This is a genomic window from Pseudomonas sp. FEN, from assembly GCF_904067045.1.
In the GTDB taxonomy this organism is placed as follows: domain Bacteria; phylum Pseudomonadota; class Gammaproteobacteria; order Pseudomonadales; family Pseudomonadaceae; genus Aquipseudomonas.
Genome location: NZ_CAJFDC010000010.1, coordinates 84,401 through 106,475, shown reverse-complemented (window position 1 = coordinate 106,475; position 22,075 = coordinate 84,401). Strand labels below are relative to the sequence as shown.

Genomic DNA, 22,075 nt, shown 5'->3' with positions numbered 1-22,075 from the left:
AATTGCACACAATTTAATAACCAGGACTGATGATCTTTCATAACCCATGACAGCACGCCCATCCCCCGTACCTGTAGGAGCAGCCGGTCGACGCTCCTACAAGGGTTCTCCGAAACCGGGGTCAGGCACGCGGAACCAGGTCCAGGCACACGGAGTTGATGCAGTAGCGCAGCCCGGTCGGCGGCGGGCCGTCGGGAAACACATGCCCCAGGTGCGCGTTGCATTTGGCGCAGACCACTTCGGTGCGGACCATGCCGTGGCTGACATCGCGGATCTCGACCATCGCGCTGGCACCGATGGGCTGGTAGAAACTCGGCCAGCCGCAGCCGGAGTCGAACTTGGCCCGGGAGTCGAACAGCGCCGCGTTACAGCAGATGCAATGGTAGACCCCATCGGTCCTGGTGCCATTGTACTTACCCGAAAACGGCCGTTCGGTGCCTTTGAGCCGGCACACGTTGTACTGCTCTGGGTCGAGCATGGCGCGCCATTCTTCCAGGGTCTTTTGCAACTTTTCCATCGTTACACCTCGGCGGCTGAAAAACCCCGATCTGTCTCTTTTCCACGGATCGGGCGGCACGTATGATTGCGCCTCGTCAAACGCCAGTCTGGCACCCGCGTCCGACGCATTCAAACGGATTTTCCAGGGCGGCGGCCGGGGACCACGGGACGAGGTGAAAACGCAGTACTGCCACAGCGGCCTCGACGAGACCGTCTGGATCGTCCATCTTCAGGATCACATCGCCATGCAGGTCAGCAAATCGAACAAGCTCGCCAACGTCTGCTACGACATTCGCGGCCCGGTGCTCAAGCACGCCAAACGCCTGGAAGAGGAAGGCCATCGCATCCTCAAGCTGAACATCGGCAACCCGGCGCCCTTCGGTTTCGAAGCCCCGGACGAAATCCTCCTGGACGTGATCCGCAACCTGCCGACCGCACAGGGCTACAGTGACTCCAAGGGCCTGTACAGCGCCCGCAAGGCGGTCATGCAGTACTACCAGCAGAAGCAGGTCGAAGGTATCGGCATCGAGGACATCTACCTGGGCAACGGCGTGTCCGAACTGATCGTGATGTCGATGCAAGCCCTGCTCAACAATGGCGACGAAGTGCTGATCCCGGCACCGGACTATCCGCTGTGGACCGCCGCCGTGAGCCTGGCCGGTGGCAACCCGGTGCACTACCTGTGCGACGAACAGGCCAACTGGTGGCCGGACCTGGCCGACATCAAGGCCAAGATCACCCCCAATACCAAGGCCCTGGTGATCATCAACCCGAACAACCCGACGGGCGCGGTGTATTCCAGGGAAGTCCTGCTGGGCATGCTGGAACTGGCGCGCCAGCACAATCTCGTGGTCTTTTCCGACGAGATCTACGACAAGATCCTCTACGACGATGCCATGCACATCTGCACCGCATCGCTGGCACCAGACCTGCTCTGCCTGACCTTCAACGGCCTGTCCAAGTCCTATCGGGTCGCGGGCTTCCGCTCCGGCTGGGTGGCGCTCTCCGGTCCCAAGCACAACGCCCAGAGCTACATCGAAGGCCTCGATATCCTGGCCAATATGCGCCTGTGCGCCAACGTGCCGGCCCAGCACGCCATCCAGACCGCCCTCGGCGGCTACCAGAGCATCAACGACCTGGTGCTGCCGCCCGGTCGCCTGCTGGAGCAGCGCAGCCGCACCTGGGAACTGCTCAACGACATTCCCGGAGTCAGTTGCGTGAAACCCATGGGCGCGCTCTACGCCTTCCCGCGGATCGACCCGAAGATCTGTCCGATCCACAATGACGAGAAGTTCGTCCTCGACCTGTTGCTCTCGGAAAAGCTGCTGGTGGTCCAGGGCACCGCGTTCAACTGGCCTTGGCCCGATCACTTCCGCGTGGTCACCCTGCCCCGGGTGGATGATCTGGAACAGGCCATCGGGCGTATCGGCTCGTTCCTGAAAACCTACCGCCAGTAATTTCCTACACCTTCCTGCGACTCATCCGCGAGTCGCAGGAAGGCGCTTTCCTCGCATTTCTTTTTGTATGTCTTTGCGTCAGCATTTCGCCCACCAGGGAAACGTCCTCTTCGCGGGCGTACACAGCGGTTTCAAAGGGGCCGGCGGGGCCGTAAGGCCGCAAGAGGCGATCCGGCCTATTAGGAAATGACTGGCAAACGTCTAGAATCAAGCTGTAGGACACAGTTTGAAATAGTCACCCGGTTGAATAGGTCGGAGGCGCACCTTATATACCCCGCATGACGCTACATCTTTAGCTGAGGAGAAACTTTCAACCATGATGCGCATCCTGCTGTTCTTGGCCACTAACCTGGCGGTCGTGCTGATTGCCAGCATCACCCTGAGCCTGTTCGGCTTCAACGGGTTCATGGCGGCCAACGGGGTTGACCTCAACCTCAATCAGCTGCTGGTCTTCTGTGCGGTCTTTGGTTTCGCGGGTTCCCTGTTCTCGCTGTTCATCTCCAAGTGGATGGCGAAGATGAGCACCGGCACCCAACTCATTACCCAGCCTCGCACCCGCCATGAACAGTGGCTGCTGCAGACCGTCGAGCAACTGTCCCGCGAAGCCGGGATCAAGATGCCCGAGGTGGGTATCTTCCCGGCCTACGAGGCGAATGCCTTCGCCACCGGCTGGAACAAGAACGACGCGCTGGTCGCGGTCAGCCAGGGCCTGCTGGAGCGGTTCTCGCCGGATGAAGTGAAGGCCGTGCTGGCCCACGAGATCGGCCACGTCGCCAACGGTGACATGGTTACCCTGGCGCTGATCCAGGGCGTGGTGAACACCTTCGTGATGTTCTTCGCGCGGATCATCGGCAACTTCGTCGACAAGGTCATCTTCAAGAACGAAGAAGGCCAGGGCATCGCCTACTACGTGGCGACCATCTTCGCCGAACTGGTCCTGGGTTTCCTGGCCAGCGCCATCGTCATGTGGTTCTCGCGCAAGCGTGAATTCCGCGCCGACGAAGCCGGCGCCAGCCTGGCCGGTACCGCCGCGATGATCGGTGCGCTGCAACGCCTGCGCTCCGAACAGGGCCTGCCGGTGCACATGCCGGACACCCTGAACGCCTTCGGCATCAACGGCGGCCTGAAACAAGGCCTGGCGAAGATGTTCATGAGCCACCCGCCGCTGGAAGAGCGTATCGAAGCCCTGCGTCGGCGCGGCTGATAACCACTCTGTTGTTGTGGGAGCGGAGCTTGCCCGCGAAGCTTTTGGCGTCCTCACAGACGCCTTCGCGGGCAAGCTCCGCCCCCACAGCAGCCAACAGCGCGGTGTTTTCGGAGTCATCACCAGCCTGTCTCCTGCTCTAACCATCGCAGGCTTGGCTGTTTCCTACGAAACCTTCTCCAGCCGGTAAACCCGCTCGGCGAGCCGGGTGACACCGGCCTGGAGAAACTTCCAGCTTTCACCGAGCACATCCTGCTCATCCTCCACCTGAAGCTGCCAGCGTGGCTCCAGCAAGCGCCGCACCTCGCCATCGAGCAAGGCGAACGGTGGTCCGTCGAGCTGGGCCTGCTCGTAGTCGAGGGTGATCAACAGGCCCTGGGTACCGACCGCCAGTATCTCGCTCAAATGCGCCGTATAACGCTCGCGCATCGGCGGCGGCAGGGCGATCAGCGCGGCTCGGTCATACAACCCGACGCAATCGGCAACATCCGCGGTCGTCAAGGCGAAGAAATCCCCACACCAGAGCTCCAGCGGGCCCGCCTCATAGATGATGAAAACGCCCTGCTGACGGATCAGCGGCTTGAGCTGCTGCTCGGCAAAGAAAGCCTCCACGGCCTTCTCCGACAACTCCACCCCCAGGACCCGCAGGCCTTGAGCCGCCAGCCATGCCAGATCGAGGCTCTTGCCACACAAAGGCACCAGCACCCGCGCCCCGACCGGCAATGCCAGGTCGGGCCAGAACCGCTGCAGATGGGGGTTGACCTGCTCCAGGTGAAAGCCGATCTGATTGTGTTCCCAACGCTTGTGCCAAAATTCCGGTTGCATAGGCTCACCTTGAAAAATTCGATCAAAAAGCACTAAAACTTATATTAGATTTAGATCAATGATCTGATTGAAGATGCTCTCATCTTAACTCGCCGCCAGGACTTTCATTATGCTCCCCAGCCTGTTCATCTCCCACGGTTCGCCCATGCTGGCCCTGGACCCCGGCGCCAGTGGCCCGGCCCTGGCACGCCTGGCCGCGGAGCTGCCGCGCCCGAAGGCCATTGTCATCGTCTCGGCGCATTGGGAAAGCCAGGATCTGCGGGTCAGCAGCAACCCGCAACCGGAAACCTGGCACGACTTCGGTGGTTTTCCGAAGGAGCTGTTCGCCGTGCAGTACCCGGCCCCCGGCGAGCCGAAGCTCGCCGCCGAGGTGGCCGCACTGCTGAACGCCGCCGGCCTGCCGGCCCGGCTCGACGACCAACGTCCACTCGACCATGGTGTCTGGGTGCCGCTGTCGCTGATGTACCCGCAAGCCGACATCCCGGTGGTCCAGGTGTCGCTGCCGAGCCGCCAGGGTCCGGCGCTGCAGACGCGCGTCGGGCATGTGCTCAGCGGCCTGCGGGCACAGGGAATCCTGCTGATCGGTTCCGGCAGCATTACCCATAACCTCGGCGAATTGGACTGGCATGCCGGCCCGAACAGCATCGAGCCGTGGGCCAAGGCCTTTCGCGACTGGATGGTCGACAAGCTCGCCGCCAATGACGAAGCCGCCCTGCACGACTACCGCAAGCAGGCGCCCAACGCCGTGCGCAGCCACCCCAGTGACGAGCACTTGCTGCCGCTGTACTTCGCCCGTGGTGCCGGCGGCCAGATGAGCATCGCCCACCAGGGGTTCACCATGGGCGCGCTGGGCATGGACATCTATCGTTTCGACTGACGACCAGCAATCCCCTGCAGGAGCAGCCGGTCGAGGCTCGATTGCTCGCGATGATGGCTCAGGCACCGCAGGGCATCAGGTGCCCGGCGTTATCGTTGACGCCCATCGTCGGAACGCCGCCTGGACCAAGCTCGCGCCTACAGCAGACAAAAAAAATCCCCGAACCAGTCGGGGATTTTTTTATCGATCAATCAACCCGGGGGTTGATCAATCTTCGCGGTAGCGACGCAGCTTGAGCTGCTTGCCAGCCACGCGGGTGTCCTTCAGTTTGGTCAGCAGACGCTCCAGACCATCTTCCGGCAGTTCCACCAGGCTGAAGCTGTCACGTACCTGGATGCGACCAATGGCTTCACGGGCCAGGCCACCTTCGTTGAGGATGGCGCCCAGCAGGTTCTTGGCGGCGATACCGTCACGCGCACCCAGCGCGGTACGGCAACGGGCGCGACCTTCAGCCAACGGCACCGGTGCGCGACGCTCACGATCACTACGCTCAGGACGGTCGCCGGAACGCTCCGGACGATCACCACGTGGCGCATTGTTCGGCACCAGCGGACGCTCTTTCTCGATCGCCGCCAGAGTCAGCGCCTGGCCATTGGTGGCCTTGCACAGCAGGGCCGCGGCCAGGGCGCGCGGGCTGCAACCGATATCGGCGGTCAGGCGATCCAACAGGTCACCATGGGTCGATTCAGCCTCGGCCACCAGTGGCGACAGGCTGTTGGTCAGCTTCTTGATGCGTGCATCGAGAACAGCCTGGGCATCCGGCAGGCGGACTTCGGCAACCTTCTGCCCGGTGACACGCTCGATCACTTGCAGCATGCGGCGCTCACGCGGAGTCACCAGCAGCAGCGCACGACCTTCGCGACCGGCACGGCCGGTACGGCCGATACGGTGCACGTAGGACTCGGGATCGTACGGCATGTCGACGTTGAACACGTGGGTGATGCGCGGAACGTCCAGGCCACGCGCGGCCACGTCGGTCGCCACAACGATATCCAGACGGCCATCCTTGAGGGAGTCGATCACGCGCTCACGCTGGTTCTGGGCGATGTCGCCGTTCAGTGCGGCAGCCTTGTAGCCTTTGGCTTCCAGGGCACTGGCCAGGTCCAGGGTCGCTTGCTTGGTGCGCACGAACATGATCAGGGCGTCGAAATCCTCGACTTCCAGCAGGCTCAGCACAGCCGAGGTCTTCTGGTCGGCGTGAACCAACAGGTGAGCCTGTTCGATCGCGGTAACGGTCTGGGTCTTGGTCTGGATCTTGACGTGCTGCGGATCGCGCAGGTGGCGTTCGGCAATGGCGCGGATCGACTGCGGCAGGGTCGCCGAGAACAAAACGGTCTGACGGGTTGCCGGCAAGGCCTTGAAGATGACTTCCAGGTCATCCATGAAGCCGAGCTTGAGCATTTCGTCCGCTTCATCGAGAACCAGGTGGTTCACGGTGGCGAGGACTTTTTCATCGCGACGCAGGTGGTCGCACAGACGGCCCGGCGTGGCGACCACAATCTGTGCGCCATTACGGATTGCTTTCAGTTGCGGGCCCATGGGCGCGCCGCCGTAAACGGCCACAACGGTAACGCCGGGCATTTGCTTGGCGTAGGTTTCGAAAGCGGTTGCTACTTGCAACGCCAACTCACGGGTTGGCGCCAGGATCAGGGCTTGCGGTTCGCGCTTTGCAGGATCGATACGATGCAGGATCGGCAGGGCGAACGCAGCGGTTTTACCCGTACCGGTTTGCGCCTGGCCAATCATGTCGTGGCCGGCCATGATGATCGGGATCGATTGCTGCTGGATAGCCGAAGGCTCTTCGTAGCCAGTCGCGGTGACGGCTGCAAGAATATTCGGATTAAGATTAAAAGCGGCGAAGCCGCCGATTTCCTGGGTCATGGGTCTGCCTCTAAGTGCATCCGCAAAGACCCATGCTCCAAAGCTGCGCATGCCTTGTAAGACTCTGAGAGTCACCCTGGCAGCTTTGTCGGCGGGGATTTGCGAAAACGATTGAATGAAAGAATCGTCAAGGATAGTCCGCAGGGCGGACAGCAGCCGAAGCTGGCTTCGGGGAATTGCATTACCTAAACGCGGCCCGGTTAAAGGCCGGCGCGCACTATACCGGAATTGGCGAAAAAAGGGAGATTTATTTATCTGGAAATGCCGTTGCACGCCTCTCCATGGCGGGCTTTGCAGATAATCGAGTGAAGGTCTGCCTCCGGCCCTCCTTGCCGGCTGGGCCTGGCGACTTAAACGATTCACTCGTCGGAATCTGCTCGCAAGGATCGCGCAAGCGTCCGCGATCGCCAGAACCCCACAAAACCCTGCTCCTACAGGTCGGTGCGCTCTTCAGATCTTCGCGGCAAACAGCGCCTGATGCGTCCGGCATTGCTCGGCCGTGAGCATGAACACCCCGTGCCCACCACGTTCGAAGTCCAGCCAGGCAAAGTCCACCTCGGGGTACAACGCCTCGACGTGCACCTGGCTGTTGCCGACCTCGACAATCAGCAAGCCCTTCTCGGTCAGATGATCCGCCGCCTCGGCCAGCATCCGCCGCACCAGGTTCAGGCCGTCGTCGCCGCACGCCAGGCCCAGCTTGGGCTCATGCTGGTACTCGTCCGGCATGTCGGCAAAATCCTCGGCATCCACATAAGGCGGGTTGGACACGATCAGGTCGAAACGCTGGCCAGGCAGACCATCGAAGCCATCGCCCTGGACCGTGAACACCCGCTCGTCGACGCCATGCCGCTCGATGTTCTGGTTGGCCACCTCCAGCGCCTGGAAAGACAGGTCGGCCAACACCACTTCCGCCTGCTCGAACTCATAGGCACAGGCGATGCCGATACAGCCGGAACCGGTACACAGGTCGAGAATCCGCGCCGGCTCGTTCGCCAGCCAAGGCGCGAAACGCCCTTCGATCAACTCGCCAATCGGCGAGCGCGGTATCAGCACCCGCTCGTCGACAATGAACGACAAGCCGCAGAACCAGGCCTCACCCAGCAGGTAGGCGGTTGGCACGCGGTCTTCGATGCGGCGCTTGAGCAGGTGCTGCACATGACTCAGTTCATCGTCTTCCAGGCGACAGTCGAGATAGCTGTCGGCGATCTCCCAAGGCAGGTGCAAGGCCCCCAGCACCAACTGGCGCGCCTCGTCCCAGGCATTGTCAGTGCCATGACCGAAAAACAGATCCTCGCCATGAAAACGGCTGACAGCCCAACGAATATGATCGCGCAGCGTGCGCAGGCGGGAATTGATCACGGGAAGGCTCCTGAAAAAACGACGGGCGATTCTAACAGCCAAACCGGCACCCGGCGAAAATAAGGCAAAAAGGCATCATCGTTCACCGTATCCGCCTTCGACAAACAATCCTTGACACGGCTACAGGCCAGTAACCACGCCGCCTGCACGGGTAGCGATTCACATAAGCGCTCAGCCGGAGGACAATGCGGTAAAAGCCCCACTCAAAGGAGCCCCGAATGCCTGTTCCAAAGACGATGTTTCAACTCAGCGGTCGTGGCTATGCAGCGGCCAATCTGAACCATGCCAGCCTGTTGATCATCGACGCGCAGAAAGAATATCTCAGCGGTCCGCTGGCCCTGTCCGGCATGGGCGCCGCTGTCGACAATATCAAGCAGTTGGTCGCCGCCGCCCGCCAAGCCGGACGCCCCATCGTGCACATCCGCCACCTGGGCACCGTCGGTGGCCTGTTCGACCCCCAGGGCGAGCGTGGCGAGTTCATTCCGGGACTGGAGCCCCAGGGCGACGAAACCCTGATCGGCAAGCTGTTGCCCAGCGCCTTTCATGGCACCGGCCTGGAGAAACACCTGCAGGACCTCGGCTCCCTGGACCTGATCGTCTGCGGCTTCATGAGCCACTCCAGCGTCAGCACCACGGTGCGCGCGGCGAAGAACCTGGGGTTCCGTTGCACCCTGGTGGAAGATGCCTGCGCGACCCGCGACCTGCCCTACAAAGGTGAAATCATCAGCGCCGCCCAGGTCCAGCGCACGGAAATGGCGATCATGGCGGACAATTTCGCCACCCTTGCCCAGACCAAAGACCTGATCGGCTAGCGGCTTCGATGGGCGATCCCGACGACCGCCCATCCGTTACTCCTGTCCATGGCGTCTCATTTTCCGATTTCCCGGACACCTCAGGAACAAGCCGACCATCTCCCGGTCGAAGGCCCGATACTCATAGAGGAAATCGGAATGAAGATATCCGATGGTTTTGACGCTCGCCGACTGCGCCCCAAGGGCCGGAGCAACTGGCGCTCGCGTTTGAGCGCCGCCTTCGCGGCGCTGTTGGCAACCTTCGGGGTGCTGTTGATCATGGCCGGCGCGGCCAGCCTGCTCGGCCACGCGCCGGCGCTGGGGGATCTGAATGCCACGCCGGTCGGCTCGGCGGTGGCCTTGGGCGTGGGCCTGCTGACGCTCTGGTTCGGCGTCTGGCTGTGGCGCCGCAGCCGACGCCGGATGCGCCACGGCCACGGCCTGAACATCGCGCCCCACCTGATGAAAAAGCACGATTGATCAAGCGCCTGCGCGCAATCGGCTGTGACGACACCCGGGGGACTTGGGTAAACTGCCCGCCCCTGCGGAGGCTGACATGCAAGACGACGACTTTTCCCTGTTCAAAAGCGAGATCCGCGGTGTCAAGCCGATCAAGCATGACCGCGCCGACACCGGCAAGCCCAAGTCCGACCGTGCGCAACTGGCCAAGCTGCGCCAGGCGGCCACGGTGCGGGTGCAGGACACCGCGGTAGACGGGCTGTCCGACCAGTTCGTCATCGACGTCGGTCCGGAAGACGAGCTGCACTGGGCCCGTGACGGGGTCCAGGAAAGCCAGATGCGCAAGCTCAAGATCGGCCAGATCCCCTTCGAGGGCAGCCTCGACCTGCACGGCATGAACGTGGAAAAAGCCCGGGAAACCCTCTGGGCGTTTCTCGCCGAGGCAACCAGGTTCGAGATCCGCTGCGTGCGCGTCACCCACGGCAAGGCCGTGCGCCTGGACGGCAAACGCCCAATGATCAAGAGCCACGTCAACACCTGGCTGCGCCAGCACGCCCAGGTCCTGGGTTTCACCTCCTGCCAGCCGAAACATGGCGGCGCGGGCGCGGTGTATGTGATGCTCAAGCGCACCATGATGGAAGGCCGCGACGAGTAACCGGTGCGTCATCGAATTTGCAGGCGGCTGCCAGCCGCCGTATCCTTGCTCCTTTGCGTAGACTCCCACAGGTAGCTTCATGTCCCTGGAACAGAATTACACCGAGATCCTCGGCCAACTCGGCGAAGACGTCTCCCGTGAGGGCCTGCTGGACACGCCCAAGCGCGCCGCCAAAGCCATGCAGTACCTCTGCCGCGGCTACGAACAGAGCCTGGAAGAAGTCACCAATGGTGCCTTGTTCAGCTCCGACAACAGCGAAATGGTGCTGGTCAAGGACATCGAGCTCTACTCGCTGTGCGAACACCACCTGCTGCCCTTCATCGGCAAGGCCCACGTGGCCTACATTCCGAGCGGCAAGGTGCTGGGCCTGTCCAAGGTCGCCCGCATCGTCGACATGTATGCCCGGCGCCTGCAGATCCAGGAAAACCTCAGTCGCCAGATCGCCGATGCGGTCCAGCAGGTGACGGGCGCCCTGGGCGTGGCCGTGGTGATCGAAGCCAAGCACATGTGCATGATGATGCGCGGAGTGGAGAAACAGAATTCATCGATGATTACCTCGGTGATGCTTGGTGAGTTCCGTGAAAACGCGGCGACCCGCAGCGAGTTCCTGGCGCTGATCAAGTAAGGCTCCGATGGAGCGGTGCCGTTTTTGTGGGCGTGGGTTGTGGGAGCGGTGCTCCCACATACACATCACCCCATACCAGACATCACTCCACATACGCACCGCCCCCACCGCCAGGCATCACTCCACACAAACACCGCCCCCACTGCCAGGTACGCACTCCTTCATCTACTACCAGCGAGGCTATACACCGTGTTCGTCAAAGCACTTCGAGTCGGCCTGGGCCAACTCATTATCTTCATCGATTTCCTGACCCGCCCAAGCAAACAAAAGCGCTCCGCGCCAGACCAGGCCAAGGTCGATGCCGCCGCCAAGGACCTGACCCTGTATCAATTCCACGCCTGCCCATTCTGCGTGAAGACCCGCCGCACCCTGCGCCGCCTGAACGTACCGGTGGCGCTACGAGACGCGAAGAACAACGAACAGGATCGCCAGACCCTGCTCGAGCAAGGCGGCAAAATCAAGGTGCCGTGCCTGCGTATCGAAGAAAACGGCCAGACCACCTGGATGTACGAATCCAAGGTGATCATCGAGTATCTGCACAAGCGCTTTGCCGCTGCCTGAAGCCAATCGCCGTTATTGACGGCAACCGCTGGTTTCATCGCGACATTCGGTATAAGTCTTCAACTGTGCCGCACGCTGCCTGGTCAGTTCAGTCTTGCACTGCAGGTCGAGCATCGGCCAGATCGAGCCGCCATCCGCCGGTTTGCCATTTCGATACAGGCAATCGGCGTCGCGGAAGGCCAGCCACTTGCGCTGGGCGTCCTTGAGTGCCGCCTTGTTGGCCGGGGTCTTCAGGTAGCCCATCTGGGCCTTGTAGTATTGGTTCAGGTCGTCATCGGCCTTCCTGAACGCCTTGCCCGCACATTCATTCATCGACGCCTGGTTGGCATCGCAGTTATCGGCCGCCTGCGCGCCCGTGGCCAAGCCCAGGACAGTCAGCGCCAAAAAGGCCAACAGGGGATAACTCATAGGGCACTCCTTGTTCGGTGAATAAGATGACGTACCTCTTGCAGGAGCCAGCTGGCTGGCGATGGCGAGCCAACAGTCGACATCTCTGTCGCCTGATAAACCGCTATCGCCAGCCAGCTGGCTCCTACAGGGCGACTCTCGTCATCCAGAAACTCGCGTCATGCGCCGGATCGTCAATCGAGCATGCCGACATGCTTCGGATGGCTGGCCACCCGCTGCAACCAGGCCTGGATGCCCGGGTAGGCGCTCAGGTCGAAGCCGCCCTGATGGGCAACATGGGTATAGGCATACAACGCGATGTCGGCGATCGAATAGTGCTCACCCACCAGGTACGGGGTTTGCTGCAGCTGCTTCTCCATCACCTTCAATGCCTTGTGCCCACGTTTCTGCAGCTTGAGGTATTCCTCGCGACGCTCCTCCGGCAAGCCCAGGTAGAACTCGATAAACCGCGCCACCGCGATATAGGGTTCATGGCTGTATTGCTCGAAGAACTGCCACTGCAACACCTGGGTGCGCAAACGCGGTTCGGTGGGCAGGAATTCACTGCCGTCGGCGAGGAAGTTGAGAATCGCGTTGGACTCCCACAGGCAGGTGCCGTCTTCCAGCTCCAGCACCGGTACCTTGCCGTTGGGATTCTTCGCCAGGAACTCCGGTGTCTCGGTGTCGCCCTTGAGGATGTCCACCGGGTGCCAGCGATATTCCTGGCCCAACAGGTGCAGCATCAGCTTGATCTTGTAGCAATTGCCCGACTGGTAATCGCCATAAACCTTGTACATGGCCCTCCCCTTAAGCCGCCTGTGCGGCCTGTGCATGACGGATGACCGCGGCCAGGCGCTTGAGACCTTCGTCCAGGCGCTCCGGTGCGATATGACTGAAATTAAGACGAAGATTACCCGGATTACGCTCCGGTTCGGCAAAAAAAGGTTCGCCGGGCATAAATGCGACATCACGACTCAACGCCTCGGCGAGCAAGGTACGGGTGTCCAGCGGCTGCTTGAGGGTCAGCCAGAAGAACAAACCGCCCTGCGGCACCTGCCAATCGGCCAGGTCAGCGAAGTGGCGCTCCAACGCCTGTTGAAAGGCATCTCTTCGGACTCGGTAGAAGTCCCGCAGTTGCGCCAGGTGTTGACGGTATTTTTCCGTGCCGATCCACTGCAAGGCCTGCCACTGGCCGATGCGATTGGTGTGCAGGTCCGCTGACTGCTTGAGCTTGAGCAGATGCGCGAACAGGTCCGGACTGGCGATCAGGTAGCCGACCCGCAGCCCCGGCGCGAGGGTCTTGGAAACGGTGCCGGTGTAGATCCAGCTGCTTTTGTGCAAGCGACTGACAATCGGCCGGGCGCGGCCTTCATCGTAGGTCAGTTCGCGATAAGGCTCATCTTCGATCAAGGTCACGCCGAATTCGTCGAGCAAGGTCGCGACGGCCTCGCGCTTGGCTTCGCTGTAGCGCACGGCGGAAGGGTTCTGGAACGTCGGAATCAGGTAGACAAAGGCCGGCCGGTGGTTTGCCAGGCGCGCACGCAGTTGCACCAGGTCGGGGCCGTCCTGCTCCAGGGGAATGCTCAGGCAATCGGCGCCGAACAACTGGAAGATCTGCAAGGCCGCGAGGTAGGTCGGTCCCTCGAGAAGAATCTCGCTACCTTTGTCGATGTGCAACTTGGCGACCAGGTCCAGGGCCTGCTGGGACCCGCTGACCACCAGCACCTGGCTGGCCTGGCAGGCGATACCCAACGCCCGCGCCTCGGCGGCCAGGGCCTCGCGCAACGCCGGCTCGCCCTCACTCATGCCGTACTGGCCGAAGGCGACCGGCAAGCCCTCCCATTCAAGCGTGGGCAACATGGCCTCGGACGGCAGGCCGCCGGCAAAGGACATCACTTCCGGACGCTGGGCGGCCGCGAGGATTTCACGAATCAGGGAGCTTTTCAGACGGGTCACGCGTTCGGAGAAGGCCATGGGAGGTCACCGGTAGCTAAATGAACGGAAAATACGTCAAACTGCTTGACCGAAATTACGACGCCGGGAGCCAATACGTCAATATGCTTGACCTTAAAAATTCGAATGCCCAGCAAGATGCCATGCAGGCGTTCTTCTTCGGTTACCAGGCATTCACCGCCAAGGCCGACGAAATGCTCGAACGACGCGGCTTGAGCCGGGTGCACCAGCGCATCGTGTTTTTTATCGCGCGTTATCCCGAGGTGAGCATCAAGGAGTTGCTGGCCTTGCTGGGTGTCAGCAAGCAGGCGCTGAACATGCCGTTGCGCCAGTTGACGGAAATGGACCTGGTGCGCAGCGTTGCCTCCGAGACCGACAAGCGCAAGCGCCTGCTGCGGCTGACGACGGAGGGTGAGCAGTTGGAGGCGTCGTTGCGCCGTGAGCAGGTCAAGTTATTGCAGAAAGCCTTTGCCCAGGCCGGCGAAGCCGCGGTGGACGGCTGGCTGGCGGTGAACCTGGCACTGGGAAAACACCGTCCTTCCTGATCCCCCCTCCTTGATGAACACCACCACCTGTGGCGAGCGGGCTTGCCCGCGCTCGGCTGCGAAGCAGCCGTAAATCCTGTGACTGCGTTCTGCCTGACACAATGAAGTCGCTGATTCTGGGGCCGCTTCGCAACCCAGCGCGGGCAAGCCCGCTCACCACAAGAGCGCGCCTGACTTCAAGACTCCTTACTTAACTGACAGGAGTCAGGGCAAGCCCGCTCACCACAAAGGGTCAACCTGCTTTCACCTTTCAACCGCGCCTATCGCACACAAACAAAAAAACATTATTTGCTTTATTTGTATACAAAAGCATAATTCGCTTCGTGCGAGTTCCTGACTTTATAGTCAACAAACCCGTACTGCCTCAAACAGCCGCCACCCGCCCCCTCGCGTCCGGCTCTGGCAACAACAATAAAACTCTTGAGGAGTACTCGCTGTGGAAAGCCGCAAATCCGAAGCCCCCTTGCTGGACCTGTCGCCGCCGTCGAGTTCCGGTCCGCTGGAACGCCTGTTCAAGCTCAGGCTGCATGGCACCACGGTGCAAACCGAACTGATCGCCGGTGTAACCACCTTCATCACCATGGCCTATATCATCTTCGTCAACCCGAACATCATGGCCGACGCCGGCATCGACCATGGCGCGGCCTTTGTCGCCACCTGCATCGCCGCCGCCCTCGGCTGCCTGCTGATGGGCCTGTATGCCAACTGGCCGGTGGGCCTGGCACCGGGCATGGGCCTGAACGCGTTCTTCACCTACACAGTGGTCGGCACCCTGGGCTATCACTGGGAAACCGCCCTCGGCGCGGTCTTTATCTCCGGTGTCCTGTTCATGGCCCTGACCCTGTCGAGAATCCGCGAATGGCTGCTCAATAGCATCCCCGTCAGCCTGCGCCATGCGATGGGTGCCGGGGTCGGGCTGTTTCTCGGGGTCATCGGCCTGAAAACCGCCGGGATCGTCGTCGCCAGCCCCGCCACCCTGATCCGGCTCGGCGCCCTGCATGAGCCCGGCCCGCTACTGGCCGCCATCTGTTTCCTGATGATCGCGATCCTCAGCTACCACCGGGTATTCGGCGCCATCCTGATCAGCATCATCAGCGTGACCCTCGCGGGTTGGGGCCTGGGCCTGGTGCAATACCACGGAATCCTTTCCACCCCACCGAGCCTGGCCCCGACCTGGATGGCCATGGACCTGACGGGCGTGTTCGATGTCAGCATGATCAGCGTGGTCCTGGCCTTCCTCTTCGTGCACATGTTCGACACCGCCGGCACCCTGATGGGCGTCGCCCAGCGCGCCGGCCTGGTAAACGCCGAGGGGCGTATCGAGAACCTGTCCCGGGCGATGAAAGCTGACAGCATCTCCAGCGTATTCGGCGCGGTGGTCGGTGTGCCGCCGGTTACCAGCTACGTGGAAAGTGCCGCGGGCGTCGCCTCTGGTGGTAGGACTGGTCTGACCGCTGTTACTGTAGGCATACTATTTGTCGCGGCCATGTTCTTCGCCCCGCTGGCTGGCACGATCCCTGCGTACGCGACCGCCGGCGCGCTGATTTACGTGGCGATGCTGATGATGAGTGGCATGGCGCATATTGGCTGGGACGATGCCACGGAGAGCATTCCGGCGATCGTCACCGCGATCATGATGCCGCTGACCTTCTCGGTGGCCGATGGTATCGCCCTGGGTTTTATCACCTATGTGGCGCTGAAGGCGGGGACCGGCAAGTTCAAGGATATTTCCGTCAGCCTGTGGGTGCTCTGCGCCATTTTTATCGCCAAGTTCATCTTCCTGTAAGAGCACTTGAGTGGTACTGACCAGCCCCATCGCGGTGGGGCTTTTGTACGAAGGGAGAAAACCTGATGAGTCTGGAAACCTGGTTGTTGTTCAGCGGTGCCGCCCTGGTGGTGATCCTGATCCCCGGACCGCTGTCGCTGCTGATGATCAGCAACAGCCTGAACTATGGATTGCGTCGCTCATACCCGGCCTTTCTCGGTGGTGTCAGCGCCTCGATCTGCCTGTTGAGCGCTTCGGCCCTGGGTCTCGGCGCCTTGCTGCTGGCCTCGGAGCAGTTGTTCAGCGCACTGAAGATCGTCGGCGCGCTGTACCTGTTCTATCTCGCCTGGCAGAGCTGGCAACAATCGCGGCAACCGGCGCGGGCGGCGAATGTGCCCGAAAGCGCGGCGATCCCGCGCTTTCGTGCCCTGTTTGGGCGCGCCTTCGTGCTCGGCGCGAGCAACCCGAAGGACATCCTGTTCTTCGCCGCGTTCCTGCCGCAGTTTCTCAAGGCCGACCTGCCGCTCCTCGGCCAGTTGCTGCTGATGATCGCCACCTGGACCGTGCTGGACCTGCTGTGCAAGCTGGCCTACGGTCTCGGCGCCCATGGCGCGGCCGGTTACCTGCGCAGCGGCAAGGGGCAGAGCTGGTTCAATCGGATCAGTGCCGGGTTGTTCAGTGGCGCGGGCGCGGCATCGTTGTTGAGCCGCTAGATGTGTAGCGCCTGCAACCCCAATCATGGGACATAAAAAAGCCCGCCGTGAGAGCGGGCCAATGACCAAGGAAGCTTTTGCGCGGATGCTTGAAGAATCTAGCTGCCTCGATAGGTCGAATAGCTGTAGGGCGAAATCAACAACGGCACGTGATAGTGGTCCTGCTCGGCACTGATACCGAAACGCAGCACCACCACGTCGAGGAACGCCGGCTCCGGCAGCGTCACCCCGCGAGCCCGATAGTAGTCGCCCGCCTGGAACTGCAACTGATAGACCCCGGAATGGTAATCGGCCCCTTGCAGCAACGGCGCATCACAGCGCCCGTCACTGTTGGTCAGGGCACTGGCGACCAGTTCCAGCCGCGCGCCTTCGACCCGATACAGCTCGACCTTGATCGAGCTCCCGGGGCAGCCATGCGCGGCATCCAAAACATGTGTAGTCAAACGTCCCATTGATTCTACGGGCCGGCCCGCCTATCAGGCGGATCAGGCCGCGCGCCTCCCGGAGTCAGTGAATAAAGGAGAAGCCGCGCCCTGGCGAAGCACGAGCCGGCGCGACCCGGAAATGATTAAGACACTTTTAAAAAATATTGTACACAATAAATTCAAGCTTTTTCCCGACCCGCACACTCCAGGTCTGTCGAGCGTGAATGTGCCCCAATCGCTTGCCGACAAAAGATCCGCAAAGCATTAACTGACCGAACAGGCAAGTTTCTTGCAGGGTTTCCCGGGGTGACGGGTGAGGCCATGGCGCAGAGAGAGATGCAAAAAAACGGGCTTACAAAACCAATATAAAGTTGTATACAATCACTCCATCGCCGTGACGCCACCCGGTTTCGACGGGGCACCACGCAACCGTTATCACGAACAAGAAGGAAGACTGCAGTGAGCGCCGACTACCCACGCGACCTGATCGGTTACGGCAGCAACCCGCCTCACCCCCACTGGCCGGACAACGCCCGCATCGCCCTGTCCTTCGTGCTCAACTACGAAGAAGGCAGTGAACGCAACATCCTCCATGGCGACCAGGAATCCGAAGCCTTCCTTTCGGAAATGGTCGCCGCGCAACCCCTGCAAGGCGCGCGCAACATGAGCATGGAGTCGCTTTACGAGTATGGCAGCCGGGCTGGCGTCTGGCGGATTCTCAAGCTGTTCAAGCGCTTCGACATTCCCTTGACCGTCTTCGCCGTGGCCATGGCCGCACAGCGCCACCCGGAGGTGATCCGCGCCATGGTCGAGGCCGGCCACGAGATCTGCAGCCACGGCTACCGCTGGATCGATTACCAATATATGGACGAGGCCCAGGAACGCGAGCACCTGCTCGAAGCCATTCGTATCCTCACTGAAATCAGCGGCGAACGTCCGCTGGGCTGGTACACCGGACGCACCGGGCCGAACACCCGCAAGCTGGTAATGGAAGAAGGTGGCTTCCTCTATGATTCGGACACCTACGACGACGACCTGCCCTACTGGGAACCCAATACCCCCACCGGCAAGCCGCACCTGGTGATCCCCTACACCCTCGACACCAACGACATGCGCTTCACTCAGGTACAGGGGTTCAACACCGGCGATGATTTCTACCAGTACCTCAAGGACGCCTTCGATGTACTCTACGCCGAAGGCGCCGAGGCGCCGAAAATGCTCTCCATCGGCTTGCACTGCCGCCTGATCGGTCGCCCGGCGCGCCTGGCCGCCCTCCAGCGTTTCATCGAGTACGCCAAGAGCCATGAGCGGGTCTGGTTCAGCCGCCGGGTCGACATCGCCCGCCACTGGCACGCGACTCAGCCGTTCCAGGGGGCCACGAAATGAGCGCCTTCCGGACCCTCAAGCCATCGACCTTGAGCCGTGCGGACTTTGTCCGGACGTTCGCCGATATCTACGAACATTCGCCCTGGGTTGCCGAAAAGGCTTTCGACCTGGGCCAGGACGCCGGTCTCGACGACGTCGAGCGCCTGCATCAGCGCATGAGCGAGATCCTCCTGAGCGCCGATCACGCCAGCCAGTTGGCCCTGATCAACGCCCACCCGGACCTGGCAGGCAAAGCCGCCGTCCAGGGCCAGCTCACCGCGGCCAGCACCCACGAACAGGCCGGTGCCGGTATTCACCAATGCTCGAGCGAGGAGTTCCAACGCTTCACCGAACTGAACGAGGCCTATAAGGCCAAGTTCAAGTTTCCCTTCATCATGGCGGTAAAAGGCAGCAACCGGCATCAGATCATCAAAGCCTTCGAAGCACGCCTCCACAACCCGCTGGACAGCGAGTTCCAGTGCGCGCTGGCCGAGATCAACAAGATCGCCCTGTTCCGCTTACTGACCCTGTAGCGAGCCGCGCCTGAACCCGGCAAGCCCCCCCCAGCCACTTATTAAAAGGCAGACAAAAAGCATGAAAGCTTACGCCGCACCTTTCGAGAAGTTCGTCAACCTGGCCGACGCGCGCCTGGGTACCAGGATCATCTCGGTCACCGACGATTGGTTCGCCGACGCCAACCGCCTGTTCCAACCGACCCCGGCGGTATGGAAGGAAGGCGTGTTCGACGACAACGGCAAATGGATGGACGGCTGGGAATCGCGCCGCAAGCGTTTCGAAGGCTACGACAGCGCGGTGATCCGCCTCGGCGTGCCCGGTTCGATCAAGGGCGTGGACATCGACACCTCATTCTTCACCGGCAACTATCCACCGTCGGCCTCGCTGGAAGCCTGCTTCCTGAACCAGGGCGACCCGGACGAAAACACCCAGTGGGTCGAAGTGCTGTCCGCTGTCGAGTTGCAAGGCAACAGCCATCACTACCACGAGATCAGCAACGAGCAGCACTTCAGCCACCTGCGTTTCAACATCTATCCGGACGGTGGCGTGGCACGCTTGCGGGTCCATGGTATTCCGTTCCGCGACTGGTCGGCGGTGGGCGACAACGAACAGGTCGACCTGGCCTCCGCCCTCAATGGCGGCCGGGCCCTGGCCTGCTCGGACGAACATTTCGGGCGCATGAGCAACATCCTCAACCCGGGCCGTGGCGTCAACATGGGCGACGGCTGGGAAACCGCGCGGCGGCGTACCCCGGGCAATGACTGGGTAATCATCGCCCTGGGGCATCCGGGCGTGGTCGAGCAGATCATCGTCGACACCTTGCACTTCAAGGGCAACTACCCGGACAGTTGCTCGATCCAGGGCGCCTTCGTCAAGGGCGGCACCGACAGCCAGATCGAGACCCAAAGCCTGTTCTGGCGCGAGCTGCTACCCAGCCAGAAGCTGGAAATGCACCAGGAACACAGCTTCGCCGAACAGATCAAGGCGCTGGGGCCTATCACCCATATCCGCCTGAACGTGTTCCCGGATGGGGGCGTAAGCCGCCTGCGGGTACTGGGTAAGGTTGCCAAATAAAGGTAATGCACAACCTTGTGGGAGCAAACTCAGTCCCCACACAAACTCAGCTCCCACAAAGGCTCCACGCCCACAGGATAGTGGCATGGCCATTCACGAATTCGAGAACAGAAGACCCGCATGCGCACACTGACGATTGAACCGCTGAGCAAAGAAGCCTTCGCCCCTTTCGGTGACGTGATCGAAACCGACGGCAGCGATCACTTCATGATCAACAACGGTTCGACCCAGCGCTTCCATCGCCTGGCGACGGTGCAAACCGCCACGCCGGACGATCAGGCGATCATCAGCATCTTCCGCGCCGACGCGCTGGAAATGCCCTTGACCGTGCGCATGCTCGAGCGCCATCCGCTGGGCAGCCAGGCGTTTATCCCGCTGCTCGGCAACCCCTTTCTGATCGTGGTCGCGCCCCTTGGCGATGCACCGCTATCAGGTCTGGTCCGCGCCTTTGTCAGCAATGGCAGGCAGGGCATCAATTACCATCGCGGCGTCTGGCACCACCCGGTGCTGACGATCGAAAAGCGGGATGACTTCCTGGTGGTTGATCGCAGTGGCTCCGGCAACAACTGCGATGAGCATTTCTTCAAAGAGGATGAGTGCCTGATCCTCGCCCCCCCACCAATAAGAGAAGGTCTGATCACTCCCGAAAAAGAGTGACAGGCGAGAGGTAAAGACTGTGCAAGCACATCTGATGGAATGGCTGAACCTGAGCGTGCGCTGGATTCACATGATCACCGGCGTGGCCTGGATCGGTGCGTCATTCTACTTCGTCTGGCTGGAAAACAACCTCAACCGGGTCAACCCCAAGGACGGTTTGGCGGGCGACCTGTGGGCGATCCACGGCGGCGGTATCTATCACCTGGAAAAATACAAACTGGCCCCTCCGACCATGCCGGACAACCTGCACTGGTTCAAATGGGAAGCCTACTCCACCTGGCTGTCGGGGGTCGCGCTGCTGTGCGTGGTGTTCTATTCCAACCCCATGCTCTACCTGGTGGCCCCCGGCAGCGGCCTGAGCGGCCCCGAGGGCGTGGCCATCGGTATCGGCGCGCTGATTGCCGGCTGGTTCGTCTACGACTGGCTCTGTGATTCGGCCCTGGGCAAGCGCCCGGCCCTGCTCGGCGTCATCCTGTTCGTGCTGCTGATTGCCGCCGCCTACGGTTTCAGCAAGGTGTTCAGCGGTCGCGGCGCCTACCTGCACGTCGGTGCGATCATCGGCACCATCATGGTTGGCAACGTGTTCCGCATCATCATGCCGGCCCAGCGCGCCCTGGTGGCGGCCATCGCCGAACACCGCACGCCGGATCCGGCGCTGCCGGCCAAGGGCCTGCTGCGTTCGCGGCACAACAACTACTTCACCCTGCCGGTGCTGTTCATCATGATCAGCAACCACTTCCCGAGTACCTATGGCAGCCCGTACAACTGGCTGATCCTGGCCGGCATCGCGGTACTGGCGGTGCTGGTGCGGCACTATTTCAACACCCGCCACAACAGCCACAAGTTCGCCTGGGCCTTGCCGGTCGCAGCCCTGGGGATGATTTGCCTGGCTTATGTCACCGGCCCGGCGTCGACCCCGAGCGCGCCCCCGGAAGCCAAGGCACCGGCGAAGATCGAGTACCAGCCGCTGCCGGAAACCGCGTTGGGCGGCAAGCCAGCCGAAGCGGTGCCAGCGCCCCCCACGGCGCCCACCGTTACCCCGGCGGCAACCGCTCCAGCACCAGCGCCAACCGCGACAACGCCAACAACCAGGGTCGCCGACGTCAGCTTCGACAGGGTGCACAGCGTGATCCAGGAGCGCTGCGCGGTATGCCATTCGGCCCAGCCCACCAGCCCGCTGTTCAGCTCGGCACCGGCAGGGGTGATCTTCGATACCGCGCAACAGATCCAGCAACTGGCCCCGCGTATCCAGGCCCAGGCCGTCGCCAGCCAGATCATGCCGCTGGGCAACATCACCCAGATGACCCAACAGGAGCGTGATCTGATCGGTGCCTGGATCAACCAAGGAGCACGGACCAACTGAGACCGGTGGTGGATCGAGTACTGCTATTGCTAGCTACCGGGGTTGGGCATGCCGACAGTGCATGGGAATGCACAGCCTGTAGGAGATGCCCCGCCACGGTAGCGCGCTGTCGCGCAAAGA

General features: G+C 61.6%; 24 protein-coding genes. 16 read left to right on the top strand and 8 right to left on the bottom strand.

Annotated features, from left to right (window positions below; translation table 11 throughout):
- Positions 1-121: 121 nt before the first annotated feature.
- On the bottom strand, positions 122-517 hold the full coding sequence (msrB, locus tag PFEN_RS09250) for a peptide-methionine (R)-S-oxide reductase MsrB (protein ID WP_191486537.1): 396 nt from the start codon (positions 515-517) through the stop codon (positions 122-124).
- 226 nt (positions 518-743) lie between these two features.
- Between msrB and PFEN_RS09245 the strand changes: the two genes are divergently transcribed.
- Both PFEN_RS09245 and htpX read left to right on the top strand, forming a co-directional pair.
- The gene (locus tag PFEN_RS09245; RefSeq protein WP_191486988.1) at positions 744-1,955 is read left to right on the top strand and encodes a pyridoxal phosphate-dependent aminotransferase; all 1,212 of its coding nucleotides are present in this window, start codon (positions 744-746) and stop codon (positions 1,953-1,955) included.
- A gap of 316 nt (positions 1,956-2,271) precedes the next feature.
- The gene (gene htpX, locus PFEN_RS09240; RefSeq protein ID WP_191486536.1) at positions 2,272-3,159 is read left to right on the top strand and encodes a protease HtpX; all 888 of its coding nucleotides are present in this window, start codon (positions 2,272-2,274) and stop codon (positions 3,157-3,159) included.
- Between the two features lie 165 nt (positions 3,160-3,324).
- Here the strand turns inward: htpX and PFEN_RS09235 are convergent, their stop codons facing one another.
- A complete protein-coding gene (locus PFEN_RS09235) occupies positions 3,325-3,984 on the bottom strand; it encodes a thiopurine S-methyltransferase (protein WP_191486535.1) in 660 nt (219 codons plus the stop codon).
- Positions 3,985-4,093: 109 nt separating this feature from the next.
- Here PFEN_RS09235 and PFEN_RS09230 point away from each other — a divergent pair, with 109 nt between their 5' ends.
- On the top strand, positions 4,094-4,861 hold the full coding sequence (locus tag PFEN_RS09230) for a DODA-type extradiol aromatic ring-opening family dioxygenase (RefSeq protein ID WP_191486534.1): 768 nt from the start codon (positions 4,094-4,096) through the stop codon (positions 4,859-4,861).
- 207 nt (positions 4,862-5,068) lie between these two features.
- Here PFEN_RS09230 and PFEN_RS09225 read toward each other — a convergent pair whose 3' ends face one another.
- Both PFEN_RS09225 and prmB read right to left on the bottom strand, forming a co-directional pair.
- Positions 5,069-6,742 (bottom strand): DEAD/DEAH box helicase, encoded by a 1,674-nt coding sequence (locus PFEN_RS09225; RefSeq protein ID WP_191486533.1) that lies wholly within the window; start codon positions 6,740-6,742, stop codon positions 5,069-5,071.
- Between the two features lie 450 nt (positions 6,743-7,192).
- On the bottom strand, positions 7,193-8,101 hold the full coding sequence (gene prmB / locus PFEN_RS09220; RefSeq protein ID WP_191486532.1) for a 50S ribosomal protein L3 N(5)-glutamine methyltransferase: 909 nt from the start codon (positions 8,099-8,101) through the stop codon (positions 7,193-7,195).
- Positions 8,102-8,319: 218 nt separating this feature from the next.
- On the opposite strand from prmB, the gene PFEN_RS09215 reads away from it, so the two are divergent.
- The 5 genes from PFEN_RS09215 (at position 8,320) to PFEN_RS09195 (ending at position 11,192) form a co-directional block, all read left to right on the top strand.
- Positions 8,320-8,913, top strand: a complete 594-nt coding sequence (locus PFEN_RS09215; protein ID WP_191486531.1) for a cysteine hydrolase family protein — start codon at positions 8,320-8,322, stop codon at positions 8,911-8,913.
- Positions 8,914-9,051: 138 nt separating this feature from the next.
- Complete coding sequence (locus tag PFEN_RS09210) at positions 9,052-9,372, top strand: hypothetical protein (protein ID WP_191486530.1); 321 nt, start codon at positions 9,052-9,054, stop codon at positions 9,370-9,372.
- A gap of 76 nt (positions 9,373-9,448) precedes the next feature.
- Positions 9,449-10,006, top strand: a complete 558-nt coding sequence (locus PFEN_RS09205) for a Smr/MutS family protein (protein ID WP_191486529.1) — start codon at positions 9,449-9,451, stop codon at positions 10,004-10,006.
- A gap of 79 nt (positions 10,007-10,085) precedes the next feature.
- Entirely contained in the window at positions 10,086-10,631 is a 546-nt protein-coding gene (gene folE / locus PFEN_RS09200) for a GTP cyclohydrolase I FolE (RefSeq protein ID WP_100940621.1), read from the top strand.
- A gap of 189 nt (positions 10,632-10,820) precedes the next feature.
- Positions 10,821-11,192, top strand: coding sequence for a glutathione S-transferase N-terminal domain-containing protein (locus PFEN_RS09195; protein ID WP_191486528.1), 372 nt, complete (start codon positions 10,821-10,823; stop codon positions 11,190-11,192).
- A 12-nt stretch (positions 11,193-11,204) separates the two neighbouring features.
- Here the strand turns inward: PFEN_RS09195 and PFEN_RS09190 are convergent, their stop codons facing one another.
- The 3 genes from PFEN_RS09190 to PFEN_RS09180 all read right to left on the bottom strand — a co-directional run bounded on the left by PFEN_RS09190 (position 11,205) and on the right by PFEN_RS09180 (position 13,553).
- Positions 11,205-11,600 carry a lysozyme inhibitor LprI family protein gene (locus PFEN_RS09190; RefSeq protein ID WP_191486527.1) on the bottom strand — a complete coding sequence of 132 codons (396 nt, stop codon included), beginning with the start codon at positions 11,598-11,600 and terminating at the stop codon, positions 11,205-11,207.
- 173 nt (positions 11,601-11,773) lie between these two features.
- On the bottom strand, positions 11,774-12,376 hold the full coding sequence (locus PFEN_RS09185; RefSeq protein ID WP_191486526.1) for a glutathione S-transferase family protein: 603 nt from the start codon (positions 12,374-12,376) through the stop codon (positions 11,774-11,776).
- Between the two features lie 10 nt (positions 12,377-12,386).
- Positions 12,387-13,553 (bottom strand): PLP-dependent aminotransferase family protein, encoded by a 1,167-nt coding sequence (locus PFEN_RS09180; RefSeq protein ID WP_191486525.1) that lies wholly within the window; start codon positions 13,551-13,553, stop codon positions 12,387-12,389.
- An 83-nt stretch (positions 13,554-13,636) separates the two neighbouring features.
- Between PFEN_RS09180 and PFEN_RS09175 the strand changes: the two genes are divergently transcribed.
- The 3 genes from PFEN_RS09175 (at position 13,637) to PFEN_RS09165 (ending at position 16,555) form a co-directional block, all read left to right on the top strand.
- Positions 13,637-14,077: a MarR family winged helix-turn-helix transcriptional regulator gene (locus PFEN_RS09175; protein ID WP_191486524.1), complete on the top strand. Its 441-nt coding sequence runs from the start codon at positions 13,637-13,639 to the stop codon at positions 14,075-14,077.
- A gap of 436 nt (positions 14,078-14,513) precedes the next feature.
- Positions 14,514-15,863: an NCS2 family permease gene (locus tag PFEN_RS09170; protein WP_191486523.1), complete on the top strand. Its 1,350-nt coding sequence runs from the start codon at positions 14,514-14,516 to the stop codon at positions 15,861-15,863.
- A 65-nt stretch (positions 15,864-15,928) separates the two neighbouring features.
- Positions 15,929-16,555 (top strand): LysE family translocator, encoded by a 627-nt coding sequence (locus PFEN_RS09165; protein WP_191486522.1) that lies wholly within the window; start codon positions 15,929-15,931, stop codon positions 16,553-16,555.
- 98 nt (positions 16,556-16,653) lie between these two features.
- On the opposite strand, the gene uraH is transcribed toward PFEN_RS09165, so the two are convergent.
- Positions 16,654-17,007 carry a hydroxyisourate hydrolase gene (uraH, locus tag PFEN_RS09160; RefSeq protein WP_191486521.1) on the bottom strand — a complete coding sequence of 118 codons (354 nt, stop codon included), beginning with the start codon at positions 17,005-17,007 and terminating at the stop codon, positions 16,654-16,656.
- Between the two features lie 432 nt (positions 17,008-17,439).
- Here uraH and puuE point away from each other — a divergent pair, with 432 nt between their 5' ends.
- The 5 genes from puuE to PFEN_RS09135 all read left to right on the top strand — a co-directional run bounded on the left by puuE (position 17,440) and on the right by PFEN_RS09135 (position 21,955).
- Positions 17,440-18,366 carry an allantoinase PuuE gene (gene puuE / locus PFEN_RS09155; protein WP_191486520.1) on the top strand — a complete coding sequence of 309 codons (927 nt, stop codon included), beginning with the start codon at positions 17,440-17,442 and terminating at the stop codon, positions 18,364-18,366.
- Positions 18,363-18,878 carry a 2-oxo-4-hydroxy-4-carboxy-5-ureidoimidazoline decarboxylase gene (uraD, locus tag PFEN_RS09150; protein ID WP_191486519.1) on the top strand — a complete coding sequence of 172 codons (516 nt, stop codon included), beginning with the start codon at positions 18,363-18,365 and terminating at the stop codon, positions 18,876-18,878. The genes puuE and uraD overlap by 4 nt, the downstream gene beginning before the upstream one ends.
- A 61-nt stretch (positions 18,879-18,939) precedes the next feature.
- Positions 18,940-19,935 (top strand): allantoicase, encoded by a 996-nt coding sequence (gene alc, locus PFEN_RS09145; RefSeq protein WP_191486518.1) that lies wholly within the window; start codon positions 18,940-18,942, stop codon positions 19,933-19,935.
- A gap of 120 nt (positions 19,936-20,055) precedes the next feature.
- The gene (locus PFEN_RS09140; protein WP_191486517.1) at positions 20,056-20,592 is read left to right on the top strand and encodes an ureidoglycolate lyase; all 537 of its coding nucleotides are present in this window, start codon (positions 20,056-20,058) and stop codon (positions 20,590-20,592) included.
- Positions 20,593-20,611: 19 nt separating this feature from the next.
- Complete coding sequence (locus PFEN_RS09135; RefSeq protein ID WP_191486516.1) at positions 20,612-21,955, top strand: urate hydroxylase PuuD; 1,344 nt, start codon at positions 20,612-20,614, stop codon at positions 21,953-21,955.
- The last annotated feature ends 120 nt before the right edge of the window (positions 21,956-22,075 follow it).